This is a genomic window from Silvanigrella paludirubra (assembly GCF_009208775.1).
Taxonomy (GTDB): domain Bacteria; phylum Bdellovibrionota_B; class Oligoflexia; order Silvanigrellales; family Silvanigrellaceae; genus Silvanigrella; species Silvanigrella paludirubra.
In genome coordinates this window covers 22205-45741 of record NZ_WFLM01000009.1, presented here as the reverse complement: position 1 = coordinate 45741, position 23537 = coordinate 22205, and the positions used below count along the sequence as shown (strand labels likewise).

The 23537-nt window shown below is 28.5% G+C and carries 32 protein-coding genes; 3 read left to right on the top strand and 29 right to left on the bottom strand.

Going from position 1 to position 23537, the window contains the following annotated elements; translation table 11 throughout:
• Nucleotides 1-14: 14 nt before the first annotated feature.
• The 25 genes from GCL60_RS17000 to GCL60_RS16880 form a co-directional block, all read right to left on the bottom strand.
• Nucleotides 15-695, bottom strand: coding sequence for a hypothetical protein (locus GCL60_RS17000; RefSeq protein WP_153421880.1), 681 nt, complete (start codon nt 693-695; stop codon nt 15-17).
• 6 nt (nt 696-701) lie between these two features.
• Nucleotides 702-1124 (bottom strand): D-Ala-D-Ala carboxypeptidase family metallohydrolase, encoded by a 423-nt coding sequence (locus tag GCL60_RS16995; protein WP_153421879.1) that lies wholly within the window; start codon nt 1122-1124, stop codon nt 702-704.
• Nucleotides 1121-1492 carry a hypothetical protein gene (locus tag GCL60_RS16990; protein WP_153421878.1) on the bottom strand — a complete coding sequence of 124 codons (372 nt, stop codon included), beginning with the start codon at nt 1490-1492 and terminating at the stop codon, nt 1121-1123. The genes GCL60_RS16995 and GCL60_RS16990 overlap by 4 nt, the downstream gene beginning before the upstream one ends.
• 10 nt (nt 1493-1502) lie before the next feature.
• Nucleotides 1503-2189: a hypothetical protein gene (locus GCL60_RS16985; protein ID WP_153421877.1), complete on the bottom strand. Its 687-nt coding sequence runs from the start codon at nt 2187-2189 to the stop codon at nt 1503-1505.
• A 2-nt stretch (nt 2190-2191) separates the two neighbouring features.
• Entirely contained in the window at nt 2192-2764 is a 573-nt protein-coding gene (locus GCL60_RS16980) for a hypothetical protein (RefSeq protein WP_153421876.1), read from the bottom strand.
• A complete protein-coding gene (locus GCL60_RS16975; protein ID WP_153421875.1) occupies nt 2765-3937 on the bottom strand; it encodes a baseplate J/gp47 family protein in 1173 nt (390 codons plus the stop codon).
• Complete coding sequence (locus GCL60_RS16970) at nt 3930-4307, bottom strand: contractile injection system sheath initiator (RefSeq protein ID WP_153421874.1); 378 nt, start codon at nt 4305-4307, stop codon at nt 3930-3932. Before GCL60_RS16970 ends, GCL60_RS16975 begins: the two co-directional genes overlap by 8 nt.
• Nucleotides 4304-4531: a hypothetical protein gene (locus tag GCL60_RS16965; RefSeq protein ID WP_153421873.1), complete on the bottom strand. Its 228-nt coding sequence runs from the start codon at nt 4529-4531 to the stop codon at nt 4304-4306. Before GCL60_RS16965 ends, GCL60_RS16970 begins: the two co-directional genes overlap by 4 nt.
• Nucleotides 4531-5304 carry a Gp138 family membrane-puncturing spike protein gene (locus tag GCL60_RS16960; RefSeq protein ID WP_153421872.1) on the bottom strand — a complete coding sequence of 258 codons (774 nt, stop codon included), beginning with the start codon at nt 5302-5304 and terminating at the stop codon, nt 4531-4533. The genes GCL60_RS16965 and GCL60_RS16960 overlap by 1 nt, the downstream gene beginning before the upstream one ends.
• Nucleotides 5301-6119, bottom strand: coding sequence for a baseplate hub protein (locus GCL60_RS16955; RefSeq protein ID WP_153421871.1), 819 nt, complete (start codon nt 6117-6119; stop codon nt 5301-5303). Before GCL60_RS16955 ends, GCL60_RS16960 begins: the two co-directional genes overlap by 4 nt.
• Before the next feature lie 11 nt (nt 6120-6130).
• A complete protein-coding gene (locus GCL60_RS16950; protein WP_153421870.1) occupies nt 6131-6448 on the bottom strand; it encodes a phage baseplate plug family protein in 318 nt (105 codons plus the stop codon).
• Between the two features lie 49 nt (nt 6449-6497).
• Nucleotides 6498-7346, bottom strand: coding sequence for a DNA adenine methylase (locus GCL60_RS16945; protein WP_153421869.1), 849 nt, complete (start codon nt 7344-7346; stop codon nt 6498-6500).
• 95 nt (nt 7347-7441) lie between these two features.
• Nucleotides 7442-8017 carry a phage baseplate protein gene (locus GCL60_RS16940; RefSeq protein WP_153421868.1) on the bottom strand — a complete coding sequence of 192 codons (576 nt, stop codon included), beginning with the start codon at nt 8015-8017 and terminating at the stop codon, nt 7442-7444.
• Nucleotides 8018-8022: 5 nt separating this feature from the next.
• Nucleotides 8023-11541, bottom strand: a complete 3519-nt coding sequence (locus GCL60_RS16935; protein ID WP_153421867.1) for a phage tail tape measure protein — start codon at nt 11539-11541, stop codon at nt 8023-8025.
• A 106-nt stretch (nt 11542-11647) separates the two neighbouring features.
• Nucleotides 11648-12181, bottom strand: a complete 534-nt coding sequence (locus GCL60_RS16930) for a phage tail assembly chaperone (protein ID WP_153421866.1) — start codon at nt 12179-12181, stop codon at nt 11648-11650.
• Nucleotides 12181-12639, bottom strand: coding sequence for a phage structural protein (locus tag GCL60_RS16925; protein ID WP_153421865.1), 459 nt, complete (start codon nt 12637-12639; stop codon nt 12181-12183). Before GCL60_RS16925 ends, GCL60_RS16930 begins: the two co-directional genes overlap by 1 nt.
• A 21-nt stretch (nt 12640-12660) precedes the next feature.
• Entirely contained in the window at nt 12661-13752 is a 1092-nt protein-coding gene (locus GCL60_RS16920) for a DUF3383 family protein (protein WP_153421864.1), read from the bottom strand.
• The gene (locus tag GCL60_RS16915) at nt 13752-14240 is read right to left on the bottom strand and encodes a phage neck terminator protein (RefSeq protein ID WP_153421863.1); all 489 of its coding nucleotides are present in this window, start codon (nt 14238-14240) and stop codon (nt 13752-13754) included. Before GCL60_RS16915 ends, GCL60_RS16920 begins: the two co-directional genes overlap by 1 nt.
• The gene (locus GCL60_RS16910) at nt 14237-14572 is read right to left on the bottom strand and encodes a hypothetical protein (RefSeq protein WP_153421862.1); all 336 of its coding nucleotides are present in this window, start codon (nt 14570-14572) and stop codon (nt 14237-14239) included. The genes GCL60_RS16915 and GCL60_RS16910 overlap by 4 nt, the downstream gene beginning before the upstream one ends.
• Entirely contained in the window at nt 14569-15087 is a 519-nt protein-coding gene (locus GCL60_RS16905; protein ID WP_153421861.1) for a hypothetical protein, read from the bottom strand. Before GCL60_RS16905 ends, GCL60_RS16910 begins: the two co-directional genes overlap by 4 nt.
• Nucleotides 15084-15434 carry a DUF4054 domain-containing protein gene (locus tag GCL60_RS16900; RefSeq protein WP_153421860.1) on the bottom strand — a complete coding sequence of 117 codons (351 nt, stop codon included), beginning with the start codon at nt 15432-15434 and terminating at the stop codon, nt 15084-15086. Before GCL60_RS16900 ends, GCL60_RS16905 begins: the two co-directional genes overlap by 4 nt.
• Entirely contained in the window at nt 15435-15758 is a 324-nt protein-coding gene (locus GCL60_RS16895) for a hypothetical protein (protein WP_153421859.1), read from the bottom strand.
• Nucleotides 15758-16657, bottom strand: coding sequence for a major capsid family protein (locus GCL60_RS16890; RefSeq protein WP_153421858.1), 900 nt, complete (start codon nt 16655-16657; stop codon nt 15758-15760). The genes GCL60_RS16895 and GCL60_RS16890 overlap by 1 nt, the downstream gene beginning before the upstream one ends.
• 19 nt (nt 16658-16676) lie before the next feature.
• Entirely contained in the window at nt 16677-17165 is a 489-nt protein-coding gene (locus GCL60_RS16885) for a structural cement protein Gp24 (RefSeq protein ID WP_153421857.1), read from the bottom strand.
• 16 nt (nt 17166-17181) lie between these two features.
• Nucleotides 17182-18351 carry a DUF2213 domain-containing protein gene (locus GCL60_RS16880; protein ID WP_153421856.1) on the bottom strand — a complete coding sequence of 390 codons (1170 nt, stop codon included), beginning with the start codon at nt 18349-18351 and terminating at the stop codon, nt 17182-17184.
• Nucleotides 18352-18454: 103 nt separating this feature from the next.
• Between GCL60_RS16880 and GCL60_RS16875 the strand changes: the two genes are divergently transcribed.
• From GCL60_RS16875 to GCL60_RS16865, 3 genes are all read left to right on the top strand, one after another.
• Nucleotides 18455-18901 carry a hypothetical protein gene (locus GCL60_RS16875; protein WP_153421855.1) on the top strand — a complete coding sequence of 149 codons (447 nt, stop codon included), beginning with the start codon at nt 18455-18457 and terminating at the stop codon, nt 18899-18901.
• On the top strand, nt 18876-19190 hold the full coding sequence (locus GCL60_RS16870; RefSeq protein WP_153421854.1) for a hypothetical protein: 315 nt from the start codon (nt 18876-18878) through the stop codon (nt 19188-19190). Before GCL60_RS16875 ends, GCL60_RS16870 begins: the two co-directional genes overlap by 26 nt.
• A gap of 114 nt (nt 19191-19304) precedes the next feature.
• A complete protein-coding gene (locus tag GCL60_RS16865) occupies nt 19305-19949 on the top strand; it encodes a hypothetical protein (RefSeq protein ID WP_153421853.1) in 645 nt (214 codons plus the stop codon).
• On the opposite strand, the gene GCL60_RS16860 is transcribed toward GCL60_RS16865, so the two are convergent.
• From GCL60_RS16860 to GCL60_RS16845, 4 genes are read right to left on the bottom strand one after another with little or no spacing between them, the layout of a single operon-like run.
• Nucleotides 19936-20895, bottom strand: coding sequence for a hypothetical protein (locus tag GCL60_RS16860; RefSeq protein ID WP_153421852.1), 960 nt, complete (start codon nt 20893-20895; stop codon nt 19936-19938). The genes GCL60_RS16865 and GCL60_RS16860 overlap by 14 nt on opposite strands.
• Nucleotides 20892-21743, bottom strand: a complete 852-nt coding sequence (locus GCL60_RS16855) for a hypothetical protein (RefSeq protein WP_153421851.1) — start codon at nt 21741-21743, stop codon at nt 20892-20894. Before GCL60_RS16855 ends, GCL60_RS16860 begins: the two co-directional genes overlap by 4 nt.
• A 2-nt stretch (nt 21744-21745) precedes the next feature.
• On the bottom strand, nt 21746-22402 hold the full coding sequence (locus GCL60_RS16850) for a hypothetical protein (protein WP_153421850.1): 657 nt from the start codon (nt 22400-22402) through the stop codon (nt 21746-21748).
• A gap of 19 nt (nt 22403-22421) precedes the next feature.
• On the bottom strand, nt 22422-23492 hold the full coding sequence (locus GCL60_RS16845; protein WP_153421849.1) for a hypothetical protein: 1071 nt from the start codon (nt 23490-23492) through the stop codon (nt 22422-22424).
• Nucleotides 23493-23537 lie beyond the last annotated feature (45 nt).

Sequence of the window (23537 nt, the reverse complement as noted above, 5' to 3'; positions counted from 1 at the left end):
TTTATACCTTAAAATCATAAAATAGGATCTTGCTGATATAAGGCTTGAAAATATTTATAGTTAATATTTTTCTTTATTTTTTTGTATTTGAATAGATTTGTTAAAGGTTCGTCATTACTATTTAACGCGGGATATTTTAAAACTTTCCAATCATGATTATTACATACATCTATCAAAAATCCAGTTGTATCGTCTTTACACCAGCGAGATTGAACATTTATAAAACCACCATAAGGATTTAAATGTTTCTCTAAAAGTTTTTTTATAAAAGTATGTGTCTTGAATTTAAATTTTAAAGATTCTGATTCTTTAGAACTTCTTATAGTGTCATCTATTATAATAATATCAAATTTTAAATCATCTATGCTTTCATTACTTATTCCTATATATTTTATATTATTTGGTTTATTATAAATACAACTATTCTTGCATGAAAAATGATTTGCAAGATCTTGATTCGCAACAAATACGCCAATATTTAATTTTGGATTTTTTGAATGTAAATATGCCGGAAGTCTTATTGATATTGATTCACTTTTTAAGCTTCTTGGTGGCATGTTTACAATTAATCTAGGTGATTTCCTTTCAATAAAATCATTTGTAAATAATTCTATGTTACTAAATAAATCTTCTAAATAAGAATCACATTCTAAATTTTCAAAAGTTTTTTTCATAAAATCATTAAAAGTATCCATTATTAATCACCCTAGTTTAAAATATTTATTTCTATTTTTATTTTCATTCCAGCTAACATGAACCCAGCCGCTAAAAGAATTATTTGGTTTTACGTATTCGAGAATTAATTGATCAAATTCAAAATGATTTTTTATTATTTCAAATAATTCTGGATGAGGAATATTTTCAACTGTTATATCTGCTGCACAACCCAACAAGTGTTGTGAGTTTTTAACCCCATTTACCGCATTGTTTAATTCCTCACATCTATATCCAGACAATATTTTAATTGGTTTATTTAAATACTGCCTCAATGGTTCAAGAGCATTTTCACATAATTTTTTTAAATTATTAATAACTTCTTCTGGTGCTTTATTATTTATTCCTCTTGCAATCGCAACGTAGGAATGTTCAAATTCTTCGAGAGAAAAGTTATTGGATAATTTCATCTAATACCTTCTTTTACTTCAATTTTAATAAGCCTTTTTTCATGATCTTTAATTGAATTCTGTATTTCGCTTTGCATTAGTTTAAAATCAGAGAATTGCTCTTTTAATTGAGACAAAGCAATATTTGTTACTGAAATATTCTCGTTAAATTGCTTTACTTGTTGATTTGCAACTTGAAGTTGATTTGTTAATGATTCTGAATAATATTTATTATTCTGTCCTGTCAATTGAAAGCCAAAATATGTAACCAACGAAGAAGATCCAACACAAACAAATACCAATAATAAAATCATCGCATTTGGAGATGACTTGATTGCAACAAAGAATTCTCTAACAGCAGCAGCAATATCTTCTTTTGATTCTGACATTAATTCTCCTTTATCCTATTTTAATTGCATTGATTTGATAAAAAATTTTAAATACATCTAAGCCATTAGGGTAAGAAAAACATAAATCTTTAACGTAATAAGTTGTATCAATTTGGTTATCAATGATGCATGAAAAGCCAATATTTTCTACAGCCGAACCTAAATGACCTTGCTCATATTCTTTTGCTAAATATGAACTATAAAGAGTATTCCCTACCTCACTTAAACTAAGAATTCTTTTTACTATTTCAATATTATTGCCTGAATTTATTTCTGATAATGGACCACTTGTTTTTGAAATTCCACAAACAAAAATAGGAGATTGCTCTAAATTATTTAATTGCTGATCTCTAGCTATAGAATGCTTGAATGAAATTATAAAAATCCATTTTCCTTTTGGAAGGACAAAAGATATTAAATCATGCCATTTATTTAGATCTATTTGTTTTTCTTTATCAGAGATAGATAATGAATTAATTGAAATGTTTAAATTTGAAATTTTTTCATCAAAATATTTAATCCATTTATATACTAAATTACGAAACCAGTTTTCTCCTTTAAGAGAAGGAATATCCGCTAATCCAGTGGTAGGATCTATAGAATAACCTAGTTTTCTTTTCTCAAGTGAAGGTGCTTTTATTAACGATTCAATTTTTGTTCCCCATTCAGGTAATTCTTCAGGTCTTTCTTCGGCCATTTTTACTCCAATTCTATTGCAAATCTTCCTCCAAGAATCGATTCATCACCGAATCCTCTTGTCTCCTGAAAATTAGATTCATTGAATAAGAACGGACTGTCTAAATTAATTAAAAATGTAGAAAGCTCAGTATTTGCTAATTTAGAACTTTTTAGTGCTTTGGAAATTGTTTTTAAATCAGTTAATGGTTGTGGATTAATAACAGCTAGAGCAACCTGATTAGGGGCTGGCTCAAAAAGTTGAACCTTTTTTGGACGGGTTAGGAGCCTACATATTTGAATCAGATCCTCAATAGTTCCTTCTGAATTATTTTCACAAATCGCTGCAGTTAATAAGTTTTTAAATTTCTCATCGTCAAGGCCAGCTCTCAAAGAGCCAATAATATCTCCAAAATCATCTAGTTTATTTCCTTCTGCATTCAAATAATTCAGTAAATATAAATTAAAAAGCTCATCTTCTAATTCTTGAAATCTTTCTCCAATTGCTTCAACAAAAGCGTTTAATATTTTGCTATTTTGGAATTGTTTTAATAATCTTTTTTTAGCTTCATCAGCATGATTTTCTATTTTTTCCAATTAAAATTTACCTTTCCAATCTATAAAATTTATTCTTGATGTATCTAATTTTGCATATTCAATTGGCTCTACAGATATATTTAATGTATTTGAAGGATTAGGTAATAAGTCTTGATAAATTTGAATTCCTATTATCCCACTGACAGAATTTATAGGGACATATAATGAAGAATTTATAAGAGATTTTCCAATCGTTAAATTTTTATTTGCATAATCTATAATTGCATTTTTAACTTGTTCATATCCATTTGAAGGAAAATCAGAATTTGTTTTTAATGCAATTGAGAGATAGATTATTTTTTCTTTTGGTCGAGAAAATGAAATTATTCTGTCGATTCCTTGAGAATCTTTTATGGTATTTTTAATTGAACTTTCATCTAAATATAAAAGGCAGCCACCACCTCTCGAACTATTAATAGCATTAGCAATTGCTAAAGGCTCTCCTCCTTCAACATAAAGATGAATGGAGCCTGAAGGAATATAATTCGCAATTTCTGCATTTAATAGAATCGATGTTTTTACACCCTCAATTTTTTGTATTGCTGCACGAATTCCTTTTTCTGTAGCTGATCCAGCTCTTTGTAAAAGTTGAAGTCTTCTGATTTTTAAATCTTCTTCTGTTTCTTCAAATTGACCCACAACCGCATCTTTTTTATTTGTGCATGACTCAATGTTATAAATAGGGTTTAAAATCTTATTTATAGTTCCTGCTAAAGCTTTCACTTCCCCTAAAATTGAACATTCGGCTTCAATTTCAACAATTCCATTTTGCGCAACTACTGCATCTATTTTTGTATTAAATTGATAAGATGTTTCAGGGATTGCAACGCCAGTACCAGAAGGTATTTTTATTCCTGTTTTACCATAAAATGTAAGAATAACTTTTGAAGCTGTAGCTTCTTGTTTTGAAATTCCATTAATCGAAATAGCATTTTGCAATGGAATTCCTGTGGCGTTATTTGGGTTCATTGTTGTACTCAATTCTTGCAAACCATCCCATAATAAGGATTCTCTTTCTGCATAAATACCAATGATATTTCCAAAAACAGATGTAGGACTTAAATCAATATTTTGATTTATTTTGTTTTTAAATGATTCGCTAATCTCGGAGTAACAAGTAAGAAAATCTTTTTTTACAAATCCAGCTTTAGTTAGGCCATACTTTTTATCCATTTTTATTACCTGATTTAATATTGTTTAATTTAATAATCTCATTTTTTGATTTTATTTTTAAACTTAAATTACATTGTCTTTTTTCTCTATTTAAATCTGAACTAATTATTTCAACTTCTTTCACACCATCGATTTCCTCAATTTTTTTCTTTAAATATAGATTTAGTTTTGCTTCATCAAAATCTTTATTTCCTAACATCTCATGCCAAGCAAGACCTACTTCAGAATCTAAAAACCACTCGCTATAAAATGTATTTAATTCTAATTTTATTTTTTGCTTGTAATATTCTTTTTCATTATTTATTAGCTCAAAATCACCTGTATGATTAATTATCAAATCATTTTCTTCATCTAATTTTAAATCGATCATGACAATTTACCCATAGCAATGCCTTTTACATCGCCAGCTGGATTTGCCAAACCAGTGCCATTAATTGTAACTAAAATTAAAGGCAAAATTTCTTCTATTGATTTAGCAAAAGCTTCAGCTTGTTTATTTAAAATTTCTTGATTTGCATCCGAGTCAGTCATATTTAGTGAATTTTTTAAGTTTTTTAAATAAATTGCTTTTCCTGCATCAATTGTATAAGACATTATTTTTCTCCAAAAAAATGATTAGAATTTATATTTGTCTCATTATTATCTAGATAAATAATTTTGTTCTCTTTTAAGTCAATTTGTATTTTTTTTAATTCAGTAATTAATGATGGAGAGGCAGTAACAGGGGCTCCTAGATTTCCAACCCCTATATTTTTTTGTAAAGCATCTGCAATTTTATCAATTGATTCTATTAATTTATTTGCAAATTCAACTAAAATATTTCCTAAAACCAAAGGTTCATCTGGAAGTTTCGCTTCTGTAGAAACAGCTCCACGATTTGATAAATATATTTTGCCATCGTCAGTTAGCTTAATTTCTGATAAACTATTTACTATTTGCAAAGCTTTTTTATTAACTCCAAGCATTGGCTGAGAAAATGGATAAAATCCAGCTAATGCTACACAATCGGATAATTCATGTTTATAGTTACTATCAGATTCAACAAGACCTCCTGTTTGTGTGTAATTATCAATACTTCTTTCTAAAAAAATTAATAAAACATAATCACCTATATCAATTGGAAAGTGAATGTAAGACAATTTTGTTCTTGGAAACAAAACAGGGACAGATTGAATAACTGGCAACGGTCTAGGAATTTCTAAACCTGTAATTACATCAATTTCTTTATCCATAAAACATGGTTGTACAGATATTTTTTGAAGTTTTTCATCATAGGATTTTACTATAGCAGGCATTGCAGTGTGGATTTTTTTAATATTAGAATCAATTGCATCATAAATAATTTGGTAAAATGATGGGGTACTCATTTCTTTTTCTTCTCACCAGTTTCGAATGTTGTTAGAAATTTACCTTCTAAATTATCTCCTGTATGTGTAACTTTTGAAGGAATATAAACGCTTTTAATGTAAAGACTTTCCACATAAACTTGCCTTAACGGAGCAATTTCAGGTTGCAATAAACAAGTGACCTTAATTCCATTTTCAGTGACTTCAGGAGAATCCACTAAGCCGCTTTCTGAGCTTAATTTAATAACTTGATAAGAATTACCCTTTTTCTGTATTTCTAAAATTCCATTATTTATTTGCCATTCATAGTTATTAGCAGTTAAAATATTATCCATTATATTTCCAACATTCCCATGCGCTGCAAAGCCATTATTAAATAAATTATCACTAGCAAAAACTCCCTTAACTCCTTTTATAATATTTCCCTTTAATAACTCATTTTTTAAATCATCAAAAACATTATTATGAGTAGTTTTTTCTGGATATGATTTGCTTAATTTTGCTGAATTATATGCATTACCAGAATCTCCTGATTCAATTTTTATAATCCAATCTGTATCTTTTTTTTCTTTTGAAGCTCTATTGATTTTTCCAAAAAATAATAACTTATAAGCTTGTTCTTTCCGACTGACTTTAATTGTTACTGCCATATTATTTTGTTTAATAAAATTAAACGAATTATCTCCTAAGTTGTATATTTGAATTTTTGCTGTGTTTTGTACTTTTTTTTCAATACTCTTTTGCACTTCAAAATTAATTCTAAAGTTTTCAAAAATTAAACCTTCTCCTCCAATAGAAGGAGTGACAATAATGGAAATATTCCTTTCAAATTGCATTTCCTTTTCCATTAACCTTTTCCTTCATAGAAAAGCTTTATTTTTGTTCCAAAATCTTGGAAAATATATTTTTTTAATGAATTAGTTGTATCTATGAAAAATAGTTTTCCATTTGGTAGTTTTTTCTCTTTTATTCCATAGAAAAGTGGAATTTTTATAACTGCAGGAACGCTAGAAATAATTAAGTTCTTTTCTGAGTCATAAAGACTGATAAAAAATCTTTCTGATCTTTCATTCCAGCAGAATTCAAAATTGAATACAGTTCCATCAAGAGGTATCGAAAATTCATAATATTTAGATTTTAGTAATGGGATTTCAAATAAAGCCATAAAACCTCCTCTTTTTATTTTAAAAAGAGAAGAACGGACTGTCTAAATTTTAACTTGCAGCTCTTAATATCTCTCCAAATTTTTTAGAACTTTCCTTGATTTTTTCATCTTTTATATAGCGAGAACGATCTACAAAGCTTAAAACTTCTGTCCGAGACTTATCTTTTATTTTTGAATTAAATGTGACTTTCAATTCATGAAATTCTTTTTTCCATTTTTTAGGCAAGTATTCATTCTCATATGATGACAAAATAAAAGAACCTTTGCAGTGATCTAAAGTATAAATGAGTTCTTTATACTGTTCTACAGTGTAACCTTTATAATGCCCGCAATCAGTATTGATATAAGGAGGATCTACATAAAAAAAGACTCCATGATCATCCCATTTCTGAATGCATTTAATTGCATCTTCATTTTCAATAGTGAGTTCTAAAAGCCTTGAATGAATTTCTCTTAAATTTTTTAACTTATTTGCCCAAGTGAATGACATATTTTTTGAACATCTGGAAATATTCCAAACTTTATTTAAAGAACTAGAAAATGACTGTTGGATATTTACATAAAAACTCCATGCTCTTTCAAGTTCAGAATACTGATCAATATTCTTAGCAATTTTAATAGCAAGCTCATGTTCGGCTTTTGAATAAAGAGTTTGTTCAAGTTTCTCAATTAACTGTTCACCGTTATTTCTTAATTGACGATAAAAATTAATTAAATAGCCATTTCTATCATTAATAACCTCCTGATATTTACTTGATGGTTCTATGTAATTTTTTTTAAATAGAACCGCAGCAGAACCACAAAACGGCTCTACATAAGTAACGTGATTGGGTATCAATTTTAAAATCTCTTTTGCCATACGGCACTTGCCGCCATAATAACTAAATGCTGGTTGCATAAATAAAAAACCTCCTAAATTTTTAATAGGAGGGAAAGAACGGACTGTCTAAATTATTTTTTTTATATAATTTTAATAATTATGATAATTATAATTTAAAAACCAAACCACTTTAGTCCTGCATCTAAATAAGAGTTATCCACTGGCTTTTTATCTTGTAATCCAGCATTAGTTTTATTTGCAGAATTTACTTTTGTCTTGCTTGCGGATTTTGGTATATTTATTTTCATAGATGTATATTCAACTGGAACAATTTTTATTCTTTCAAAATTTGCAGTAAACTCAAGATGATTAACATTAGATGAGTCTCTTGTTTTATTTAATGTCGTCATGATCATGTCTGGATAAATGTCAAGACCTGTAAATAATGTAATTTTCTCACCTGAAAGTTTTAATTTTAATAATTGTTGCCATTTATTTTGAACGAAAGACTGAGCAGACATAGCTTTTATTCCACCTAAATATTCAATTTTTAATGGGCTACATAAACCTTTTATAGAAACCTTTGGTTGTTTGTGCACAATATTATCGCATATCGGAGAGCCTTTTTCTACAGGGTTTTTAGTAATATCTGATTCATAAGTATGCGTTTCTGACAAAGAAACATCAATTTCTAAATCATCAAAAGCCAAACATGATTTACCATTTTGGAAAAAGCTTAATAATCCCATATTAATTAACCTCTATAAATATTATCATTTGCAATTCGCATTTGATATTCCCAATTTTCAGTCCATGTTTTTTGAACCATGCTAGCGATTTCTTGAGGATCTGAATTAGAAGATACATTTAAATTCAAAGGAGATTGAATATTAAAATTAACATTTTTATTAGTGTTGTTTATATTGTTATTTAATCTTGGTATTCCCGAAGAAAACCCTAAAGAATTATCTAGGTTTTTATTACTAGGTTCTTTTTCTTCAATTATTTTTAGTTTAGCATTCTCATCTCTAATTGCTTTAATCACATAAGAATTCCCTTTTGATAATCCAAAAGGATTACTTAGTCCCAAAAAATTATTAAAAGCATCCCAACCTTTATTTAATTTACTACCAAGCCAATCAAATAAGCCTAAAAATATTTTCTTAATATCATCAACAATTTTTGAAAATGCATTAAATATTTTATCGCCAACAAATTTAAATCCATCAAGAGTAGAATATATTAGCCAATTAAAAAAAGTTTTTAGATATGGCTTTAAAAAGTTCCATATTTCTTTTATTTTATCGCAAATGTAACTGAATAATTTTGGTGCACTATTCGCTATAAAATCAAATAAATAGGAACCCAAGTCAATTAATTTATCTAATAAATATAAAGTAAATTTTGATACTATCTCACAGATTTTTAGAAAAAGATTTACAAATCCTTCTGCTATTCCAACTAATCCATGTTCTTTTATTGGATTAATAAATTTGTCAATGAAAAAATTTTTAATATCGAGCCACATATTTTTAAAAAATAATTTAACTTTATCTGTAAATTCTTCGATCTTCTTTTTTGCAGGTTCCCAATCTCCAAATATTCTTTTAAATAAAGAATCTCCACCTTCCATCCATGTTAAAAAATCTTGAATTAATAAAAATATTCCAGCCACAGCAAGTCCAACTAAAACAGGTACAGTAAATATTGCTGCCAATATTCCTAGAATTACATCACCTAAAAATATTAAAACACCAGTTAAACCACTTGAACCAAAAACAGTTATTAAAGTTGTTGCAAAAGTTGCTATGCTTGTGAAAAGCCCTGAAATAACTGCATAAAGCCATTTAAATTTGGAAGCTAAAAAACCAAAAAATCCCGTAGCTGATTTACCTAATAAAATATTTCCAATAATTCCGAATAATTTCCAGCTTCCAAAAAGCAGTAATATTTTTGCAATAAATGAAAGTGAAATACCTATCTTATTTAAGCTTTCTGCAAACCCTGTAATTACGTTATATGTGTTTCTTATTAATTGAGCGAATCGGCCAAGCCCATCAGCTACATTTTTAAAAAATGCAGATAAATTTTGACGAATAATCATGCCATTTGCTTCGTACCAATCCGAAAGTCTACGAATAACATTGCTCATGAATGGAATTAAACTCATGCCTATTGAAAGTTTTAATCCATGCAACATTGAAGTTAAACGTCGATAACTATTTTGCAAAATAACTAATTTACTTACTTGCTCATCTGACAAAACATTTCCAGTCAATTCAGCTTCAATTCCTAGTTGTCTTAATTTTTCTGAACCTTCGCTTAAAAATGGCAGCATTTTTCTACCGCCTTCACCAAATAATTCCGCCGCAAGAGTAGCTCGTTTTACTGGTGAATCTATTTTTGAAAATTTATCTGCTACATCACTAAGAATTTCTGAAACATTTCTTGCTTCGCCGTTGGACTTTTTTAATGCAACGCCAAGATTTATAAATCTCTCTTGAACTTCAGAAAGAGTTCCATCTTTATTTGATTTTAGAGCTTGAAATAAGCCAGACATAGAACTCGCCATTTCTTGCTGATTTATTCCACTAATTTTTGCAGCATATGAAATTCTCTGATACTCGTCTGCGCTCATACCAATAATTTCAGAATTCTTTTTAATATCTTCAGCATATTTAGCGGTTGATAGAGAAATATAAGCTACACTTCCAGCAGCTCCAGCAGCCGCAACTCCCAATCCAAAAATAATTTGCTGCAAACTTGCAATTGATTTTTTAACGATATCTGTTGAATTTTGAGCAATAACAGAAAGAGATTTAAACATTTGCCCAAAGCCTTGCAAAGCAAATGCAAAAGACATTGTGGCAGGATTTACAAACATTAATTGAGAAGTAAAATTTCTTAGATTGTCTGAAAAATTATTTATTCTATAATTTGCGCTAGATAAACTCTTATTTATTGTTTGATTAGATTGAGCTATTCTATTTCCAGTGGTTGCAACCTGAGTAGATAAATCTTTATATAGAATAATTTTTTTCAATAAATTTTTATTATTCTGATCTTGAATTTGTTTTTCAACAAGAGCCTCTTTTTTTAAGAAGTCAGAAAATGAAGTAAAATTTGCTCCTTGTCTTTTCAAGTCATTATATCTTTTTTGTGACTCGATGAGCTTGTTATTTATTTGATAAACTTTACTTCCTTCTTTAGCTTGTATGCTTTTTAATTTAATATCTTCGTACATTCCTAAATTGGATTGTTTTAAAGCTTCTGCAAACTCATAATCTGAATTACTTAATTGATTTAACTTATTGTCAGCTTCTAAAGTTGCTATTGCATATAAATTCGCATTTTTTTGAATACTTTTATTAATAGCTTCATGACTGTGCCCTAAGCCTAATGATTCAGATTTAATATTGTGAATAGTATTTTCTAACGCTTTTAATTGCTGGTCATTTAAATCAAAATTTATTTTTAAATTTAAATCTTTTACAATTCCTGAATTTTTTTCTAATACAAAATTGGGAACTTTTGGAGCAATAGGAATATTTTGTACAGGATTTTGAATTGGAATTTGTGACGGAGGAGCTTTAATTTTAGTTGCATTTAAAAAAACAGAATTCAATGAATTTAAATTTGATTTTAAATTCATTGCACTATTATTGGCTGAATTAATATTTTTGTTTAAATTGCTTCCTAAATTGAGTTTTAATGAATTATCTTTAGGTTTTTGGTTTTCAATATTTTTTAGAAAAGCTGGAGTTACGCCATAGCTTTTATTCAAAAATCCGCTGTAAAGATTATTTTCAAGCTCCTGAATCCTTAGTTTAGCATCAGGTAAAGTTCTTCTTTTTTTTTCAACTTTAGGCTGAACTTTCTCTTCTATTACCTTTTTAACTTCTTCAACTATAACTTCTTTTTTTTGTCGAGAAGCTCTTGGAGCTACTGGAGCTTTAAATTGAAATTGCTTTAATTGGTCTTTGGTTAAATCTTTACTAGACGATATAAGCTTATTTGTTTGTTTGATTGTCTCATTAAATTTATGCTGCGAGTCGCTTAGTTTTTTATTTAAGCTTAGATTTTCTCTTTTACTAAAGATTTCCTTAGCATAAATATTAGCAGTTTCTTTTAGCTTTTTATTTATCTCTTCATGGCTTTTTCCTAAGCTTAAAGAGTCTGCTTTAATATTGTGGAGTATTTTTTCAAGATTTTCTAATTGCTTTTCGTTTAAAACAAAATCAATTTTAATCTGCAAATCTTGAATTATAGTCATTTTTTACTCTTCATGTATTCATTCATTAGATATTGTCGCTCTTGTTCTAAATCCAGATAATCATGGGCGTTTGCAACATCATATAGGGACCATTGATTTTTAATTTCTACTGGGTTTCCAAGTCTTCCTGCGACCAGTCGCCAGACTCCCCATTCAATTTCTCCTCCGTCGAGTCCTTGGATTTTTTGTTCGATGTCTGAGAGAGGAATTTGGATGCGCCGCCTCTCACGGCGTCGAAAAAATCCGCCAATTGAAACTCCATAATTTTGTATGCGAGTTTGTGCATATGGAGCATTTTCCCTCTAAAATGCATTTCAAAATTTATTGAATTATTTTTGTAAGCAACTCCAGCAAATAATTCTTTTAAATATTGAACATATTTTACTTCATCAACAGAGTTTAAAAATGAATTAAAACCATTTTCGATATCTAAATGCATATTTTTTAATTCAAACTCATCAGGAGAAAATTGTTCAATTGAAATATTTTTTCCAATCGTAGCAGCAATGGGTTTAAAAAATATTTCTTGACATCTCCTTACCCATCTTGCAGCTTTGTCAGAGTTCCATAAGTAACAAACATATTCGTACCCATCTAAGTCAATTACTGTAAACAAGTCTTTTCCTAAATCTTTACTCATTATTTATTACCCCCATCATAAAGTTGCCCATAAACATTATTTCCACCAAGATGCATTTTTAATTTAGCTACATAAAAAACCCATTCTCTTGCTTCAATTTCTTTTCCGTAACCAATTTTGGGAGATTTTTCGATATAACATTCTGCTCCAACAACTAAAGTTGTCCCATAATTATCTTTGATAATAATTGGAACAATGCCATTTCCTGTTTCTCTATCCACGTTGTGAATTACGGATAAAATATCATTGCATGGAGATGTTTGACTTAATTTTATGGTGATTTTACCACTTTCATTTGCATTTTTTGTGCGTGCATGATTACCATCTGCACCCGTAAATGGTTTAAAAGCCTCTTCATTAAATTCAATATCTACAAAGCTACCATCTGCAAAACCAATCATAGGCGCAATACCTATGATGACTTTTACATCTTTTGGAGAGTACGTTGCTATTGCCATTAATAAACCTTTCTATATTAATTAGTAAGAAATAAATCCATTTACTGAAACCTTTTGAATTGCTCCATTTATAGTTGCATTAAACCAAATGTTATTTAATTCTCTTTTTTGTCTGTCTTCTTTATATTTTCTAATTATTTCTTCTAATTTCGGAACCCGAACTTCCCAACCTTTAAGAATAGCTTTTTTCTTTTCAAAATCTTCTAATACTGATCTTATTTGATTTTCAATTATTAAAATTCCGTCACTGTCATAAGAAACTTTGTCTACCAATGAAAGTGTCCCAAAAATTCTTGACTGCAACTTTGCTCTAAGAGAATCTTCTGCAATTGTGTTATCTATAAAATTAGTGACTTTATTTAATACACGACCGTCTTGAAATGTGGGAGTATTTAAAATATCCGTATAAACATTACAAGAAGCTCCTTGAATTGCTTTAAATTCTCTATCCAAAATATTTTGACTTGTTATCCCATTTAGATTCTTATGCGCAAGACAATACGTTCCTGCTTCTTTTGATAAAAACTTCCCTAAAATTGCAGCATCAACAAATTCATTATTTGTAGCGTGATAAGTCAATATTGATCGATTAAATCCAACCGCTGCTAAAGTATTTGCTATGTCAGAATTTTTTGAAATATCTAAAATTGTTTTATCAGTAGATCTAAAAGAAGCAATTTTATTTTTACTCGCTTCAATCCATCTGCAAGCTGGCATCAAGTCGTCTTTTTCTGAAAAATCAGATAAAAAAAGTGCATACCAATTGTTATTAGCTCTAATAATTTCTTCTATATCATCTGTAATTTTATAAACAGATTTTGAAGCATCTGTTGAATTTACAACGCTTACTTTTCTTTTCCCAACGACAAATTTTTTAATTGATGGCTCTTGCATGAAAATCTGTTGTGCCATCAAATATTCTTTACTTGCTGAAATAAATCCAATACTAGGATCAAGTAACTCACTTGGGTCATAAAATTCTAATGCGAGTTTATCGTTAAAAGCAGGTAAATTATTAAAACCTAATATAAGAGGAACGTTAAACGTTTCTTGTTTAGGAACAGCGGTTTGTCGAGATAAATTAACCTCAACTACATTGCTAACTGATACCATTAGTTAAATTCTCCTTTTATTTTAATTTTGTTTAAATCAATTGTTTCAATTTTTTCTTTAATATTTGAAGTATATTTAGCTAGTAAATCAATATGAAACCTTTGTTCAAATTTTGTTTTAATTAAAGTTGTTAAGTCAATAATTTTAACATCACTATTTAAAACAAAATTTATTTTTCTAAAAAATAAACTTGTAGTTCTTGAATCTATAGAATCCGCTATATTTTGTGCAATTTCATTAGCATTTCCATTTTCATTATCATAAATATCAATTGAGATATTAAAATCTCTAGAACCATATCTTAAAACTTCATCATCTTTTAAATTCAGAATTTCTTGATCTAATCCTTTTTTATTAATTGATTTAATATTGCAAATAATAAAAGGATATTTTGGAATTCCTACAGATTGATTTGCAAAGCGCACTTCACCAAAATCAATGAGCCAGTCATATAAGTAATCTTTAAAAGTTTCGATGTAACTGATCATTTTTCTAACTCTCCATGTGAGATATAAAAATCATGACAAAAATTACATCCTAAAATCTTGTATTTTTTATTATTTATAATGACCCTATCTGCAATTGTATTTTCATTATCATCAGTTAATAATTCTTCATTAGTATAAATATCTAATGAGGTAAAAGAATAAGCCCCTTGACTTTGAGTGGAGGAATTATTTTTTGTAGGAGAAGCAAAACCAATTAATTCAAATTGATTAGCAGAGCCTTTTATTTCTCTCCCTCTTTCAAATCTAGCAGGATTTTGTCTTAAAATTTTAATATTTATTTGCTTATCCTCCATCATTTCTAAAATATTCATGTAGAAGATCCTTTTTTATTTACCCTGCTTTTTATAGAGTCAAATAGCTGTTCAGTATCAATTAATGATAAATCATGACCTTTTCTTTCAACTGTCTCAGAGCTTAGCTGTGGCTCGATTCCATCTAAAATTCTTTCTTGAACCTTGTTCAGAAAATCATTAGAAATCACTTTAACAGCCATTTTTGCACTTGATTTACTTTTTATTGCCGTTTCTATTTGTTCTTTAATGTTATTTATAATTTCATCTTTTTTTATTTCTAATGTGTCTCTTAAAAATGAACGCTCAGGAATATTATTTAAAGGGTCTCCAAATTCATGAATTGCAGCTACTTCTCCAAGTGTAACTTCTTTTGAAACTTTTAATTGCTTTCCATTTTTCTCAGAATAACTAAAATATGTTTTTTTTCTTTGAGCATCTCTTTCATTTATTCCAACTTTAGCTTCATATGAGCAAATTTCACCAAGTTTCTTTTTTAAATTAATATTTATTTTTTCTTTAATAGAAACTTTCATGTAGTGAAACCTCTAAAATATGAATTTTCCTTTTTAATCCTCAGATACTCAGAACCATAGATAGTTGATAAAAAATAAGAATCATTTGGATTTGTGTGACTTGTTTTATAGGTTCTGTCCACTCCAGCAATGGTTTCAGAAACTATTTCACCTTTTTTGTTTGAACCTTTTTTAGATAATAAAGCTTGATGTGCTGATAAATTTAATACAGCTATTTCCCAATCATTGTTATAAAAATCTTTATTTAATTTCTTAGAATTTGAATCAATAAAATATTGAATTATTTTATTTTCATAATCTTTAAATTCAGGAAATATTGATTTAAAAAAATCAGCATTAAGTTCCATTTATTTCACTTCTTCTGGTGTTGAAATATCTTTTATTCTATTTAAGATCGCTTTTCTAACCGCTTCTCTTGTCTCTTTTTCAAGCTCACTATTTAGTAAATTTATATCAATACAATCGTTAACAGATTTAATAGCTTTTGCTTGAGTCAAAATTTGAAGATTAAATTCATATTTAGTTTCAAATAAACCTTCATCAAGCTTACATTTAAAAACAGGATTATCTTTAATTTTATTATAATCTTCATCACTAATATCATTTACATTTGGCAATATCGCCACATCTTCAAAGTAATGAACGCAATTAAAATTTGATTTAATTTTCATTAAAATCCCTCACCAATTAGACAAGAAAAAGGCATAAAAACAACAACTCCTGCTATTCTTAATCTTGTAAATACAACTTGCTCTAATCCATCTACTTGAGGAGGCATGAATTCTGTTTCGTGAGGAATTTTTAATGATATTTTTTCAGAATCTTTTTTAAACATCATGACTATATCTGTCTCGTTTGCTCCAGCTTTAGCAAAATATGGTACTTTATAATAATTTTTAATTTCAGGTTTAGCTTTTTTAAATGTTTCAACAATTGGAGTAGAATCTCTATCGGAATAAGGCGTTTCATGTAATAAATTATAAATATCTGGAGACAAAGCTATTGAATCAGGTGTTTCCAATTCATTAGTTGTTTTAGTCATAGAATTAAACATTGAATACAAATCGTCTAATTTTTCTTTAGGATTTTTATCTTTCCATAAATATTTTGTAGCAGCATTTTTTAAAGTAGAAAATCTTGGAATATTTGGATGTGCTAAGATTCCAACGATACCATGCTTATCATCTCCATTAAATGAAATTTTTTCAATTAATTCTTCATTAGCTCTCAGTGCAGTGGAGGCTTTTTTGGCATCAATTGATTTTCCTGTTTTTTGAGACTTTCTTATATCATCAACAGAATATCCAAAAGAAGCTCCTCCTGTAAAAACACGAGTAAAATTCTTTTTTCCACTGATATCTACTCGTGGAATATCCTTAGCAGCATAACTAGCTAAAATTTTTGCTATGCCTCTAGCATCATATGAAATCCATTCTATGATATCGACACCGTCGCCATCTGAGTAATCAACAGGAAATATTTCTTTTGCTTTTAAATTTGGAAATTTTGCTTCATAAGTTTTTGGAAGAATATTTGTTAATTGTTCTTCAACATAAATCGTATCATTCATTTATTTACTTTCTCCTTATTTATACAACTGCAAGTAATTCAAGTCCACCAAGTAATTCTATTTGTGCAACTTTTCCAGCTTGGGCTGAAGTAACAAATTTTGCATTTTTTACTTTTAATGTGTTTGCTTTTGTTGCATCTTCTTTTCCAGAAAATCCACCAATTTTTAGGCTTGCATCATCTACAACTCTTACATAAACAGATTGTCCAGACTTTACATCAGATTCAACTACAACATAAACACATCCGAAGCTTATTGCAGCAATCGCTGATTTTGCTTTAAATCCTTCTATTCCATCATTAATTCCTGAAGTATCTCTCAAGCATATTCCTAATATTTCATCTTCTTTTTTAGTTGCTTTTTTTGCTATTTCTTTTCCTTGTTCTGTCCTTGCTATTAAAGTACCTGCAGGAATAACTTCACTTGCTGAATATGTTCTTGATATATATGTATTTATATCTGCTAATTGACCAGCATAAGCAACATCCATATACATGCTATAACCCATAATATTCTCCTTAAATTTAATAATTTTCTGTAAATTTTTTCATATAACTATCTCTTGCCGAAGATTTTGAATCATTAGTGCTATTTTGGAAATGACCTGCTACTGCTTTTGCTTCTGCATCATTATTAGTAACGTTATTTAATTTCTTAAATGCATCAAATGAAGCTCTAATGTAATCAATTGATTTGTCGCTAACATGTTCTTTTCCAAATTTTTCAGTAACAAATTGTTTTCTTATTTCTTCAGCACTAAGTCCATCAAGATTTAGTTTTGGTAAAGCTTTAGACACAAAAGATTTAACTTCAATTAATTCATTTGCTTTTTCTAATATCAATTTATCATCAATTTTTGGAACATTTTTTAATTCATTAATTTCATTGCTTAATGAATCTAAATTAAGCTTAAGAGCATCTTTTTCTGCACTAACAGCATCAAACTTTTTCTTAAAATCTTCATTTGCATTTTTTAAATCATTTAGTTTAATAGAATCGCTGCTTATTTTATTTTGCATAGCAATTCCTAAACTTATATCTGCAACTTCATATTCACTGCCATCTAAATTTAATTTCATAGAAATTTTTTCTCCTTTTTTATCTAAACTATTTAAATTTTCATCTTGTGTTTCTATTGAGAAATCATCATCAAAATCTGCTGAATCTAATATTAATTTTACTCTAGCTAATTCTTCATCTTTATTAGCTCTTCCTTTTTTTACGAGAGCTAAATGGTTGTAGCGGATATTTCTTTGTATACAGTCGTAAGGCTTTCCGTTGTATTCTCCGCTTTTATATTCGAGATCTCTAGAATACCCTCCTGATGCTTCTCTTTTTCCATTTAAAACATCTTGAATTACTTTTGCATCAGTAATGGTTACAAAAGTTTCTAGTAAATCTTTATTTTGTTGAACTGCAGAATCTGTAAAACCTTTTGTATATTTATTCGAATTAAAAGCATTTACAGCTTCTAGTGGATGTTCATTAGTAAAAGGAATATTTGCTAAAGAAGCCATGCTATCTTTATTAAAGACTTCTTCTGGTAATCTTAGTTCTCTTCTAATATTCCCTTTTTTATCGTAGTAAGTGAAGACTCCTGTTTTACTTGCTGCAACTTTGCATCTTAAAAATCCTTGTGATGTTATTTCTGGTTTGTCGGTATTTAATTTTACAAAATTGTACCCAGTTGACATTTAGCCCTCCTATGCGCAATATAAAAGCAGCAGAGCGGACTGACGAATTAAAAGATGAATTGTGTCAGTCCGCTCCTCTAAACATTCCCTCAGGGAGAACCGAATGACTAAACGAGGCAGAAAACTAGCACCTTGGACTAAAGAATTTTTGAATTTAAAAGAAGATTTTGAATATTCATTTGAAGATTTAGAAGTTGTGTTATCAAAAAAAAAGTATGAAATCGAAGGTCAGGTCAGAAGATTAAACATTAAGCCAATTTATTATTTACAAATCAAAAAAACAACTAGAAGAGCTTTTTTTCTCGGCAAAGATATTATTTCTCATTATAAAAAAAGAGTATATCTTGAAAAAAATTATTACAAAAGTGAAATATTTTCTTGCAAAAAAACCCTTAATAAAGGCGAGCATAGTTTAGAAAAAAAACTTGATTTATTTTTAATAACTGAATCAAAAATAAATCCAGAACTAAAAACTGAATTAGATATTATCGATCAAATTGAGTATGAGGTTAATAAAAATATAAATGAGATTTACAAGACAAAAACCTAGGGCAAAGTGGTTTGAGTTAGTTTTGTTATCTGAAAACGATAAAGATTATACAATAAAAGAGTTATCAATTTTAATGAATACATCTACATCTAATCTTTTTATGTTTTTTAAATTATGGAAAATCAAATCGACTTCTTCAAAAAAGATAGGAAGAACTATTTTTTCATTGTATAACTCAAATTATCTTAAAGAAAAGTATTCTGAAATCAAAAAAAATGGAAAAGATTTTAACATACATTCTAAAAAAATTCTCAAAATGAAGCTTAAACTTTTTGAAAAATACTCTTAAATGTTTTCCCTAATAATCTTGCGCGCTAAAAATATCTATGCTACTAATTAACTGTTTTAAAAGACTATATTGTAAATATAATTTATTATAGAATCTGTTTAGGAGATTTTTAAAATGATAAAAAAGGGATTTTTTATTGCAGCATCATTGATGATAGTAGGTTGTGGTGTTAAAAACGGCAAAAAAAATAATATTAATAATGAAAATTCATTAGAAAGTTATGATCCTAGTAAAGAAATGCCAGCCATTAATTTACCCCCAAAACCTCCTATTGTTCCAGAAATAAAACAAGATGTAGATGCTGTTAGTTTAGTAGGACAAGGAAAAAATTATACTATTTCTGAGGTTGATTATACAGATCACAGGACATTTTTAAGAGAAAATATTAGACCCATAAGTGTTTATTATTCAAATATTTCTGGAAATTTTAATATTAACGTAAAAAAATTAGATTATAATTTAGTCAAAATTACTTACTCAGGTATAGCTCATTTACAAAATGGCGATGATATAAAAGCAACTATAGATTGCACAGAAACAACAGAATATGAAGCAGAATTTTTTGGTAGTAGCTATTCACCTATAAATGCAAAATTAATTAAAAATGGCTGCAAAGTAACAGGTCTAATATTATTCCCTCAATTTACTAAAAAAATTGGATGGTTCGAGCAGAGTGACTTTTTTACAAGGATTGGCGTTTCTACCAATCCTAACGTTAGAGAAAGCGAAGGCTGTTATTTTGACTTTAAGGAGAATTAAAGCAAGATGGAGCTTTATATTTACTAGAATCTTCTCCTCTTGATAATGAGTATTGATATTTTAAGTACTCAAGAGGTAGTTTAGCAGATTTAAAATCATTATAAGAATTTGTAATACTCTCACCATTTGCATACAGCTTATTTATACTATCTCGACTTGTATCAGAAATATCAGCCATAATTGTCGATAAATTACTGTATAAAATGGTCAGACTGTTTTTCAAAGAGGCAGACCCGACACCCCAAGATGAACTATTTTTTAATATATAATTTAAAGTACCTACTTGATCATTAGTAGATGAATTTCCAATTATATTTTGTATTTGCTGAGAAAGTTTCTTGTTATTTTGTACAGATATACTTTGTAAGCCAAATTGCAAATTTCTTAACTGCATTTTTAATTGGTTAATAGGTAATGTTCCGTAATTATTCATCATGCTCTGCGCTAAATAAATAATAATTTGAGACTGAGAAATTTGCGTATTTAAAACTCCCATATAACAAGCATCTTTTATTAAGCTGCTAACTGTTTCTTGGGTTAAATCTGCTTTTATTTCCTTAATATGCAAATTACAGTCTCGAACAAATTGAGCTGATTTTGTTTTGTAAGGATTAATATCCACAATTGATAGTTTACCTGCTGAAGTAATTCTTAACTTTGTTTCGTCATATTTGAATTGTGCAAAGTTTCCAGAAGTTGATCTAACACCAATATATTGGCTAATATTATCGCTACAACTATAATTATATGTTATATCATAGTTTAAATTAATATCACTTCTATTTTTGAGTGAAGGGATATTTTCCAGTTCTCCAGTTACAGCTTTACAAAAATCGTAAGTTCCATCTGAGTTATATTCACAATTCATGAGCTTATCACCGATGTTTAAAGCGTATAAGTTTTGAAATGATATTAAACTAAATAATAAAGCAATAGATTTCTTCATGGTAATTCTCCATACATTGTGATGTATTTATTTCTAAAATATTGGTCCGGTGATGTGTCATTTTTCGCTAATTCTGCTAATCTATTTTTAAAATTTCCTTTAGCAATTGGTTTTGCAGTATGTTTAATTTCGGAAAAGCTAACCTGAGTTTTGTACACTTCACCAATATCTTGGGCTTGTAAAAAAATTCTTTCAATTTCAATTAATGGAATTGGTGCGGTCCAAGTATTATTCGGAACAGAAGTATACGCTTTAAAATAAAATTGTTTTAAATCATCTTTATTTATATCAGCTGTTAAAGATATCAACATAGGAGAATCCCAAACAATAGTTTGAGGACCGTAAGAATTTCTTGCTAAAACAGTGCCATCAGTACTGATTAATTCTACAATAAAAAAATTCCCATTATTTGGATGAGAACCAACATGTCCATTCCATTCACCCATATAACCGTTATTCCGAGCTCTAAATATTACTTTAGCTTGGCCAAATACTTTCACTGTTGAGGCATTTGTTTTATAGTTCAGTAGGTTTGTTTTTGCAATAATTCCATAAGGAGAGTTTGACCAAACCCCCGAATATGTCCACGAATCGCCATAAACTCCCGAATTGTAGCCACAATATTTGTGCCATTTTGATCCGCTCTTATAAGCATTATACCAATCTGGAGATGTTCCAAGACAAGCATTACCGCTGCTTGCAATTTCATATGCCGTCATAGTTAAACTTTTAGATCTAGAATCCGTGCAAACTGTTCCACCATTTGGCGCAGTAGCACAATCTGCATAAGCCTTTCCACCACAAGATATTACTAATAAACTTAAACAACTTAAAATAATTTTTCTCATTTTTATTTAACCCTCATAATATATACTGTTGTAATATTTTCTGGCTCGACATTTAATTTATTATAATCTGTTACTTTTGATGTTTGAGCATTTTCTAGCACACCATTTATAGCGTCTCCGAATACGCCAGATGTGAACATCTCTGTTAATGAGGAAGGTGAATTTAAAAGCCTCATAGCATCGCCACTTCCTCCACTGCTTGCTATACCTGAGTACTGGAAAACAATGTTCTGATTTGGTTGTTCATTTTTATCGGCAGTAGTATAAAAATATTGTTCTAATACTTTTTGTGATTCATTTATTTTTATTTGATATTCACAATATTTATGCGTATGTGAATAAATATGCGTATGATCAAAATCAGCTTTGTGATCTTTATTTCCTTGCGTTGTATTATCTTGTAAAGAACCTTTTAAAAATAAATTGTTATTTAAATTTGGAATTTTTTTTCCAAAAAAAATTGAATCTTTGTCTTTTATTTCTTGTCCATTACAAAGAACAAATCCGTAGCTATCAGCTATTTCTAATGCCTCGCATTTATAGCCACCAAGACTAGGAAAAGTAGAAATTGCAGCCCCTAAAGGAACTCCAATAATTTTCTTAACCGTTTCTTCTAATTTATTAACATCATTTATATTTGATAATTCAATTGATTTCATATTTTATCTTTTTACTTTCTTAAAGATGTTCAAGCTCTATATGCAAAGTTAAACCTATAAAAACTTCACTAACATCAATTGTGTATCCAATTGATTTAAAATTATTTGAAACTAAATTTACATTGTTTTCAATTTTAAGTTCTTTATTTGGATTTTCGGATGAAATAATTAAACTAATGTTACCATTATCAGAAAGAATATCTTGATTTAATAAATTAACTAATGTGCTATTTCCAATTTTACCAAATTTTAATGTTCTTGGTCTGTTTGCAGGAACGAAAACAGCTTTTCCATTTACTAAATACTCAATCTTTACGTGTATAGGTAAAGTTGAAACATCAATATTTAAATTGTGTTTAATTAATTCAGAAGTTCCTTGATCTAAATTTCTATTTGAATAGTTATAATTTTTATTTTGACTATCCAATAATTCAAGAGTTAAGCTTCGACCTTCTAATTTTAACAAACAATAACTTGGCTTTACTTCAGAATTAAATTTAACGTCAATTGCATTGTTTGGATTTGCTTGATTTTGAGAAATAACAATGTCACCAATTTGAAAAATACCGCCAACAAATTTTCCGTAAACAGGCCTTTTTATAGTAGGATTTTCCGAAAAATCAAAAACATTTACCGTTAATTCTGAAACACTTTTATCCAAATTGTGTGTTAATGTTGAAACTATATTTGATGGAACAAACTCAATTGAAGGAAATGTTTTAGAGAAATTAAATGAATTATTAGATAAAGATTTTTTAATTTCATTAATCTCATCTTGGTAAATATCTAGCCATGGAACAACATATAATGTATAGGAAAAGACTGATTTAGTTTTGTTTTTTACAATAATATTAGTAGTGGGTTTACTAATATCTGGCGTGATTAACAAAGAATCAGTTTCAAAAAATATATTACTCCCTTCTTTTTTAAAATTTATAATTTTTTCATATTTATTATTAACTGTAGCTATAAATTGTGACTCGTTATAATTAAATTGCAGACCTTGCAAATTAATAGATTCACTCTCTTCGCTTTGTAAAGTATAATTAGTGACCTGCCTTGAATAGCTAGGAAAAACATTAGCACCCATTAAATAAAATTCTCCAAATGATCAAAGAATAATTTCTTCAGATCA

Excerpts from the sequence above, each read along its gene's own strand:
- GCL60_RS17000 (WP_153421880.1), bottom strand. The coding sequence starts at position 695 with ATGGATACTTTTAATGATTTTATGAAAAAAACTTTTGAAAATTTAGAA.
- GCL60_RS16995 (WP_153421879.1), bottom strand. The coding sequence starts at position 1,124 with ATGAAATTATCCAATAACTTTTCTCTCGAAGAATTTGAACATTCCTAC.
- GCL60_RS16990 (WP_153421878.1), bottom strand. The coding sequence starts at position 1,492 with ATGTCAGAATCAAAAGAAGATATTGCTGCTGCTGTTAGAGAATTCTTT.
- GCL60_RS16985 (WP_153421877.1), bottom strand. The coding sequence starts at position 2,189 with ATGGCCGAAGAAAGACCTGAAGAATTACCTGAATGGGGAACAAAAATT.
- GCL60_RS16975 (WP_153421875.1), bottom strand. The coding sequence starts at position 3,937 with ATGGATAAAAAGTATGGCCTAACTAAAGCTGGATTTGTAAAAAAAGAT.
- GCL60_RS16970 (WP_153421874.1), bottom strand. The coding sequence starts at position 4,307 with ATGATCGATTTAAAATTAGATGAAGAAAATGATTTGATAATTAATCAT.
- GCL60_RS16965 (WP_153421873.1), bottom strand. The coding sequence starts at position 4,531 with ATGTCTTATACAATTGATGCAGGAAAAGCAATTTATTTAAAAAACTTA.
- GCL60_RS16960 (WP_153421872.1), bottom strand. The coding sequence starts at position 5,304 with ATGAGTACCCCATCATTTTACCAAATTATTTATGATGCAATTGATTCT.
- GCL60_RS16955 (WP_153421871.1), bottom strand. The coding sequence starts at position 6,119 with ATGCAATTTGAAAGGAATATTTCCATTATTGTCACTCCTTCTATTGGA.
- GCL60_RS16950 (WP_153421870.1), bottom strand. The coding sequence starts at position 6,448 with ATGGCTTTATTTGAAATCCCATTACTAAAATCTAAATATTATGAATTT.
- GCL60_RS16945 (WP_153421869.1), bottom strand. The coding sequence starts at position 7,346 with ATGCAACCAGCATTTAGTTATTATGGCGGCAAGTGCCGTATGGCAAAA.
- GCL60_RS16940 (WP_153421868.1), bottom strand. The coding sequence starts at position 8,017 with ATGGGATTATTAAGCTTTTTCCAAAATGGTAAATCATGTTTGGCTTTT.
- GCL60_RS16935 (WP_153421867.1), bottom strand. The coding sequence starts at position 11,541 with ATGACTATAATTCAAGATTTGCAGATTAAAATTGATTTTGTTTTAAAC.
- GCL60_RS16930 (WP_153421866.1), bottom strand. The coding sequence starts at position 12,181 with ATGAGTAAAGATTTAGGAAAAGACTTGTTTACAGTAATTGACTTAGAT.
- GCL60_RS16925 (WP_153421865.1), bottom strand. The coding sequence starts at position 12,639 with ATGGCAATAGCAACGTACTCTCCAAAAGATGTAAAAGTCATCATAGGT.
- GCL60_RS16920 (WP_153421864.1), bottom strand. The coding sequence starts at position 13,752 with ATGGTATCAGTTAGCAATGTAGTTGAGGTTAATTTATCTCGACAAACC.
- GCL60_RS16915 (WP_153421863.1), bottom strand. The coding sequence starts at position 14,240 with ATGATCAGTTACATCGAAACTTTTAAAGATTACTTATATGACTGGCTC.
- GCL60_RS16910 (WP_153421862.1), bottom strand. The coding sequence starts at position 14,572 with ATGAATATTTTAGAAATGATGGAGGATAAGCAAATAAATATTAAAATT.
- GCL60_RS16905 (WP_153421861.1), bottom strand. The coding sequence starts at position 15,087 with ATGAAAGTTTCTATTAAAGAAAAAATAAATATTAATTTAAAAAAGAAA.
- GCL60_RS16900 (WP_153421860.1), bottom strand. The coding sequence starts at position 15,434 with ATGGAACTTAATGCTGATTTTTTTAAATCAATATTTCCTGAATTTAAA.
- GCL60_RS16895 (WP_153421859.1), bottom strand. The coding sequence starts at position 15,758 with ATGAAAATTAAATCAAATTTTAATTGCGTTCATTACTTTGAAGATGTG.
- GCL60_RS16890 (WP_153421858.1), bottom strand. The coding sequence starts at position 16,657 with ATGAATGATACGATTTATGTTGAAGAACAATTAACAAATATTCTTCCA.
- GCL60_RS16885 (WP_153421857.1), bottom strand. The coding sequence starts at position 17,165 with ATGGGTTATAGCATGTATATGGATGTTGCTTATGCTGGTCAATTAGCA.
- GCL60_RS16880 (WP_153421856.1), bottom strand. The coding sequence starts at position 18,351 with ATGTCAACTGGGTACAATTTTGTAAAATTAAATACCGACAAACCAGAA.
- GCL60_RS16875 (WP_153421855.1), top strand. The coding sequence starts at position 18,455 with ATGACTAAACGAGGCAGAAAACTAGCACCTTGGACTAAAGAATTTTTG.
- GCL60_RS16870 (WP_153421854.1), top strand. The coding sequence starts at position 18,876 with ATGAGATTTACAAGACAAAAACCTAGGGCAAAGTGGTTTGAGTTAGTT.
- GCL60_RS16865 (WP_153421853.1), top strand. The coding sequence starts at position 19,305 with ATGATAAAAAAGGGATTTTTTATTGCAGCATCATTGATGATAGTAGGT.
- GCL60_RS16860 (WP_153421852.1), bottom strand. The coding sequence starts at position 20,895 with ATGAAGAAATCTATTGCTTTATTATTTAGTTTAATATCATTTCAAAAC.
- GCL60_RS16855 (WP_153421851.1), bottom strand. The coding sequence starts at position 21,743 with ATGAGAAAAATTATTTTAAGTTGTTTAAGTTTATTAGTAATATCTTGT.
- GCL60_RS16850 (WP_153421850.1), bottom strand. The coding sequence starts at position 22,402 with ATGAAATCAATTGAATTATCAAATATAAATGATGTTAATAAATTAGAA.
- GCL60_RS16845 (WP_153421849.1), bottom strand. The coding sequence starts at position 23,492 with ATGGGTGCTAATGTTTTTCCTAGCTATTCAAGGCAGGTCACTAATTAT.